General features: G+C 54.9%; 6 protein-coding genes and 1 pseudogene. 3 read left to right on the top strand and 4 right to left on the bottom strand.

Translation table 11 applies throughout. From position 1 onward, the window contains the following. From QZP87_RS00605 to QZP87_RS00595, 3 genes are all read left to right on the top strand, one after another. Nucleotides 1–216: CbiX/SirB N-terminal domain-containing protein (locus QZP87_RS00605; protein ID WP_291320986.1), on the top strand; the 216-nt coding region annotated here is incomplete at its 5' end. Nucleotides 217–566: 350 nt separating this feature from the next. Beyond that, nucleotides 567–1,370 (top strand): hydroxyethylthiazole kinase, encoded by an 804-nt coding sequence (gene thiM, locus QZP87_RS00600; RefSeq protein WP_291320985.1) that lies wholly within the window; start codon nucleotides 567–569, stop codon nucleotides 1,368–1,370. Further along, nucleotides 1,371–2,150: a nitrilase-related carbon-nitrogen hydrolase gene (locus QZP87_RS00595; protein ID WP_287044291.1), complete on the top strand. Its 780-nt coding sequence runs from the start codon at nucleotides 1,371–1,373 to the stop codon at nucleotides 2,148–2,150. A 458-nt stretch (nucleotides 2,151–2,608) separates the two neighbouring features. Here QZP87_RS00595 and QZP87_RS00590 read toward each other — a convergent pair whose 3' ends face one another. The 4 genes and pseudogenes from QZP87_RS00590 to QZP87_RS00575 all read right to left on the bottom strand — a co-directional run. Beyond that, nucleotides 2,609–3,565, bottom strand: a complete 957-nt coding sequence (locus QZP87_RS00590; protein ID WP_291320984.1) for a TIGR03943 family protein — start codon at nucleotides 3,563–3,565, stop codon at nucleotides 2,609–2,611. Between the two features lie 9 nt (nucleotides 3,566–3,574). Beyond that, nucleotides 3,575–4,477, bottom strand: coding sequence for a permease (locus QZP87_RS00585; RefSeq protein ID WP_008871416.1), 903 nt, complete (start codon nucleotides 4,475–4,477; stop codon nucleotides 3,575–3,577). 26 nt (nucleotides 4,478–4,503) lie between these two features. Next, nucleotides 4,504–5,520 (bottom strand): dual specificity protein phosphatase family protein, encoded by a 1,017-nt coding sequence (locus tag QZP87_RS00580; protein ID WP_291320983.1) that lies wholly within the window; start codon nucleotides 5,518–5,520, stop codon nucleotides 4,504–4,506. Between the two features lie 22 nt (nucleotides 5,521–5,542). Beyond that, nucleotides 5,543–5,973: pseudogene (locus tag QZP87_RS00575) on the bottom strand (hypothetical protein); the annotation flags it as partial.

Here is a 5,973-nt window from a genome sequence, read left to right as displayed (position 1 = left end):
GTGGTGCACAGGCTCTCCCGGGAGGGAATTGAAAAGATAGTGATTTTTCCCTACTTTCTTCTGGACGGCAGCCACGTGGAAAAGGATATCCCGGAACGTGTGCGGTTGATAGGTGAAAAGTTTCCACGGGTCAGTTTTGAAGTATTGAGCTCCCTGGAGCACGAACCCCTTATGAAGAGTATCGTAGTGGATAGGGCGAGGAGGGTAAGTTTGTAATGGGGGATTGAGGAATTGAGGAATTGAGGGATTGAGGAATTGAGGGATTGGGGGAATGGGGCATAGAGCATAGAGTATGGGGCATGGAGCATGGAGAAGAAGGCATAGGGCCCCGGTGAAACCCCTGTCTACGACAGGGAGTCCTTTGGACTGTTTCACGGGGCAGGCATTGGGGCTTCAGTGAAACTCCTGCCTGCGATGCTCGTGCTGCTGTACATTTAACAGGATAAATGTTTCACGGGGTGAACATGGGTAGGTTGAGGGAGCGAGTTGGCCAGGGGAGAAGGTGTGAAAGAGTGAAGAGAGGAAGAGGGCTGGGCAAGAACTAAGGAAAGTCTGGGGGAATGGAAATGATTACATCTGAAAAGGTCTGGGAAAGTCTGGAGGAAATCAGGGAAAAAAGGCCGCTGGTGCTCAACCTGACCAATATAGTGGTGACCAGTATTACGGCCAATGCCCTTCTGGCCCTGGGGGCATCCCCGGCCATGACCAGGTCGGAGCATGAAGTGGAGGAGCTGACATCTCTTGGTTCTGCACTGGTTTTAAACATGGGCACGCCATGTATGAACCAGGTCCAGGCCATGCGCCTGGGTGCATCCAGGGCGGTAAAGCTGGGTGTCCCGGTGGTGCTGGATCCTGTGGGGGCCGGGGCCAGCAAGCTGCGTGTGGATGCTCCCATGGAGTTTTTAAAGAAAGGCTGGGTAAGCATACTGCGGGGCAATGCCTCGGAGATCATGGCCCTGGGGGGCTCCGGGGACAAGCCCAGAGGGGTGGACAGCCTGCATGGATCTGCCCTGGCCCTGGAAGCGGCCAGGGAACTTTCCAGTCGTTATGAATGCGTGGTCTGCGTCAGCGGGGAGAAGGACCTGGTGGTTTCCGGGGATAAGCTCCTGACGGTCAATAACGGCCACCCCATGATGACTAAGGTTACCGGGATGGGATGCTGCAGCACCTGCCTGGTGGCGGCATTTTCTGCCGTGGAAAAGGATTTTTTGCAGGCTGCGGCTATGGGCATGGCAGTCATGGGCCTGGCCGGGGAAAGGGCCGTCCTGGAAGCCGGGGGACCGGGAAGCCTGCAGACAGGATTTCTGGATATTTTGTATGCAATGGATAAAGAGATGCTGCAAGGCATGCACATCAAGGAAGAGGTATAAATGGAGGCAGTAGCTGTCGGAGTTTGCCAGACCCGGGTGATGCGCCGGGTAAGTGATATTCAGCCCTGGCTGGACCTGATTGAAAGGCAGCAGGGCCCCTGTCTCTGGGTGTTTCCTGAACTGTTCATGGGCGGATTTGATTATTTGCAAAGGGACCGCTGCTTAGAGATGAATCTGGAGGTCAGGCAGATAATGAGCGAGTTCGCATCCAGAACGGAGAATGTCCTGGCCGGGAGCTTCTGGGAGGAAAAGGACGGAAGGATATACAACGCCTTTGAGCTTTTCACTCCGGACGGGGAAAAATATTCGCCATACCAGAAGCTGCATCTGTTTAAGCCGGGCAAGGAGAATATGCACTTTGAACCGGGGCGGCATGCACCGCAGTGTTTTGAATGGAAAGGTATAAAAATTGGATTCGGCATCTGCCATGATCTGCGCTATCCTGAGCTTTTTCTGTACCAGCACGAATTCGAGCCGGATCTTTTTATACTCACTTCGCAGTGGCCTATGGCCAGGGTGGAGCACTGGCAGGCCCTCTTAAAGGCCAGGGCCATCGAGAACCAGTGTTACGTTCTGGGGTGCAACGGTACAGGGGCTTCCGAACTGGGGGACCTGGCCGGACATTCATGCCTGATTACCTCCTGGGGCAAAACCGTGTTCAGCCTGAGCAAGGAAGTGGGGCTGAAGAAATCCGGGCTGCAGGCGGAAGTGATCCTCACGGACCGCAGGGGCTTCGACAGCCGCAGGTCTGATTTTTTTCATTTGGATTCAAGAATTTAGGAATTTAGGAATTTAGGGATTGGGGGATTGAGGGATTGAGGGATTGAGGGAGAGTAGCAAGGGGCATGGGGAAGATGAAGATTTTTTGGCACTGGCAGCCGTGGGCTGCACATGGGCGGCTTCGCCGCGCACGGTTAAGAGTGGAGCCTGTCATGCAGAGTTTCTTGCCTGACATGCTGTCTGGGCTCTTTATTCTTCAAAACCGTGTGTGCGGAGCACCTGCCTGCCCGCTAAAATTCCGTAGGACAGCAAAGCGTATTTTAGTCGGGTGTGAAGCCTGTAGGCTTCCCGTGCCGGAGAAGATTTTTTGGCACTGGCAGCCGTGGGCTGCACACGGGCGGCTTCGCCGCACACGGTTGGGGAGTACGCCTGACGTCTACTTTCGCTGGTGATTACTGGCACCCACTGAATGGTTACGGGCGGTTTATGGCCGAGATGTTTCCTTGCCCTGTGTTTTTTCACTGCGCCTCCGGGTTGTATTGTTGATAGAGATAAGGGTAGACGTAGGGTGAATCCGGCGGGTCGATCTCCTGGACCTGCCTGGCGTTGATCATGATCATGTTTTGTCCCTGGACCCGGGCCAGGTCGATTTCGCCTTTTACGGTTATCCACTGGTCGCGTTCCAGGCGGTGCAGGTCTTCACCGCGGATCAGGGTGCCGTAGAATGTCGCATCCGCCAGACAGCAGGTAATGGCTGTCCTGGTCAGGGCGACTTCGTCCCTGCTCATGTGATCGTCGCGGTAGACAAATCCGGTAAGTTCTATTTCCCGGCCCTGGAATTCTTCCTGGTAAGCGGCGATGACCAGCATGACATCCAGGTGCCCTGAATCGCTGACCACGATTTTATCACCATCAATGAGCCTGTCAGCCAGGTCCCTATAGTAGTCCTCATCGTACCAGATGCCCAGTTCGTCGCGCAGGGCCTGCTGTTCTTCCTCCTGCACGTTTTGCTCTTGAGTTTCAAACTCGTATTCTTCCCACCATTCATGGTCAATTTCCCCGGTCTGATCCGTGTACTGCTGCCTTGTCTCAGAAGGGAGCTGATCAGAAGGGGTTGAGGCAACTTCCCGGTAGATTATGCCTTTTTTGTCCACCAGAGAGCTGTCCAAAAGCTTGGGCGGGACCAGAAAGCCGGTCAAAAGGGGCAGGCAGAAGAGGATATACATGGCTGTCCTGGAAAACCTGGAGGCATCCTCGTCGTGGGCGCAGCAGTCGCAGGCCTGGGAGGTGGTTTCCAGACCGCTTGATTCCGCCAGGATGAGCATGGCCCTGTAAGCCGCCAGCAGCAGAAATACAGTGGTGGAGAAGTAGAAAAAGGGCAGCATCTTGGGGGACAGGTAGTACAGGATGTCCCCGGTATATATGAGTTTGACCTGCAGGATGGCCAGGGCGAAAAGGATTATTGTCTTGAGCATGGCTTATTTTTACAACAGAAACTGCATGGTTACAACCAGTGTATAAACAGTGGCGGCTGCCGCGGCAATGAATAAAATAACGAAGCGCAGGGGAAAGTATCCCAGGAGCATGGCCGTGTTTTTAATGTCCAGCATGGGTCCGAACACCAGGAAGGCCACGATGGACATGGGGGTGAAGGTGCCGGCGAAGGATGCGGCCACAAAGGCATCCGCAGTGGAGCAAAGCGAGAGCACGTATCCCAGGAGCATCATGACCATGGGGGCGATAAAAGCGGATTCGGTAAAGGCCATGACCGCCTGCTGGCTCATATAGGTTTGAAAAAGCGAGGCCACCCCGGCCCCCAGGATGAAATATTTGCCGATGGTGAAAAATTCGTCAATGCTGTGATCCAGCACCCTTTTCCAGGTGCCGGGACTGAAGAAAGAGGGCCTGGAGTGTGTCTCTCCAGCCATGGGGAGATCCCTGGCAAAGGGGCGACGGCCGCCTGATTCTAAGGCCAGGTAGACAATAAAGCCCACAATAAGGGCTGCCGCAGCAGCCAGGACAAACCTGAGCACAACTACGTCCAGGTTGAACCTGAAGGCATAAAATGTAGAGGCCAGGACCACCGGGTTTAAAATGGGGGCGGCCACGAGGAACACTGTGCCTGCACTTATGGGCATGCCCTTGCGCACCAGTCCGCGCACCACGGGGATTATGGCGCACTCGCACACCGGAAAAACCGCGCTCAGGGCCAGGGCCGGAGGCAGGGAAAGGACCGGGTTTCTGGGCAGCTTTCTTCTGAAGAAGTCCGCGGGGATAAATACCAGTACCAGAGAGGAAAAGAGCGCTCCCAGGAGAATAAACGGGGCGGACTCGAAAACAATGCTCAAAAAGAGCATGGCCGAGGTGTGCAGGGTGTCCAGGGTCATTTACGGCAATACTTTGTCTTGTGTGTTCAGAGCTCTTTTTCAGGTGAAATCCGGTTGTTTCCCTCAGCACATTGCATGAGGATATGGAAAAAGTCCTGGACATACTTTCCGGAGATGACCCGGGTCAAGTCAAAATTTATGTCCTGCTGCAGAAACTGTCCTCCAAAGGCCAGAAAAAGGTTGCTGGAGAGCTGGCCTACCTGATCCATTATATCAGCATATTCTTTTGATCCCAGGTCGCTGTAATCGAAGAGGCGGCAGGCCAGGGGGCGGTGGTGGAAGAAAGAGCACTTGCGGTTCTGGTTCAGGGGGCACAGGGAACATTCCAGGGGCTCATCTCCCTCTCCGGTCCCGTTGGTTCCACAGGCCTTGCGGATGAGCTCCTGCCTGCTTTCCCGGGTTAAAACGGTGTTTATCTTGTGGGAGATGTAAACCGCCTCCACTAAGCTCACCCGGACGTCCAGTGAGCAGCACAGGATATGTTCTCTGCCGCACAGACGCCTCCCCTCCAGGTTTATCTCGACTCTGTTTAGCAGGACCTCCAGGTCCTTGAAGAAAGGGGTGAGATCCACAATGTTTTTTTGTTCCAGGCTGGGCTCACGGATCTGTAGCCGGCCCTGGAGACGCCCGTACTGCCTGAGCAGGCTCCACTGATTGTAGTTGGCCGGCTGGGAGCGCAGGGGATTTAGCAGTTTGTTTACCTTTCTGGAAGTCAGGCCCTTGCGCAGGAGGTAAGCCGCGGTGAGGGTGCCGGTGCGGCCGATGCCGTGGCGGCAGTGTACCAGGACTTTTTTGCCTAAGTAAATGGATTCGTCCATCCATTCCAGGGCGTTGTCCATGGTTTCCATGTCCGGGGTTTCCTCGTCCTCCACAGGCAGGTAGTAAACATCAAAGCCGGCCCGGCGTTCGATTTCCGGCAGGTCCGGGAACTCGGCGCACAGGTTCAGGATGGCGTCAATCCCGGCCTGCTTCAGATGCTGCAGGTGGGCGTGGGACATGGGTGCAGGGCCTACCGCCAGGTAGGGCGTAACCCAGCTTACCAAGCTGCTTTTTTTTTGTTTTTTTCTAAAGGGCCAAAGCTGCATCGATTTCCTCTATTATTTGCCTGGCCAGGTCGTTTACATCCAGCCTGTGCATGCTCATGTCCAGAAGCCTGGTCCTGCCCAGGAGGTAGCCCAGTACCAGCATGGAGCGCCAGATAGCCTGCTCGTCCTCGCGGGCTGTTTCAGCGCTCAGCATATCTCCCTTGATAAAGCAGGTAAAGCCGAATTGTTCCAGGACGATTTTGATTGCCTCAAGCCTTAATATCTTCTGCTCTTCGCGGGCTCCTCCTCCCTTGAAGCTGAACTGGGCGTAGTTCTGATCCCTGTTGGAACTCATGAGGGAGTCCACCACTGCAAAATGGTAACCAAAGCGGATCTGGGCATGCATGTAATCCCTGGCCACCAGGGCATAGCTGCTGAGGGCAGCGGACTTGGCCGGGTCGAAGATGCCTG

Origin of the sequence: Desulfonatronospira sp. (assembly GCA_003563255.1) — a bacterium.
GTDB lineage: Bacteria > Desulfobacterota > Desulfovibrionia > Desulfovibrionales > Desulfonatronovibrionaceae > Desulfonatronospira.
This window is presented reverse-complemented; position numbering and strand designations above follow the sequence as displayed.

Bases quoted from the DNA above. Each gene is read 5' to 3' on its own strand.
- thiM (WP_291320985.1), top strand. From the start codon at position 567: ATGATTACATCTGAAAAGGTCTGGGAAAGTCTGGAGGAAATCAGGGAA.
- QZP87_RS00595 (WP_287044291.1), top strand. From the start codon at position 1,371: ATGGAGGCAGTAGCTGTCGGAGTTTGCCAGACCCGGGTGATGCGCCGG.
- QZP87_RS00590 (WP_291320984.1), bottom strand. From the start codon at position 3,565: ATGCTCAAGACAATAATCCTTTTCGCCCTGGCCATCCTGCAGGTCAAA.
- QZP87_RS00585 (WP_008871416.1), bottom strand. From the start codon at position 4,477: ATGACCCTGGACACCCTGCACACCTCGGCCATGCTCTTTTTGAGCATT.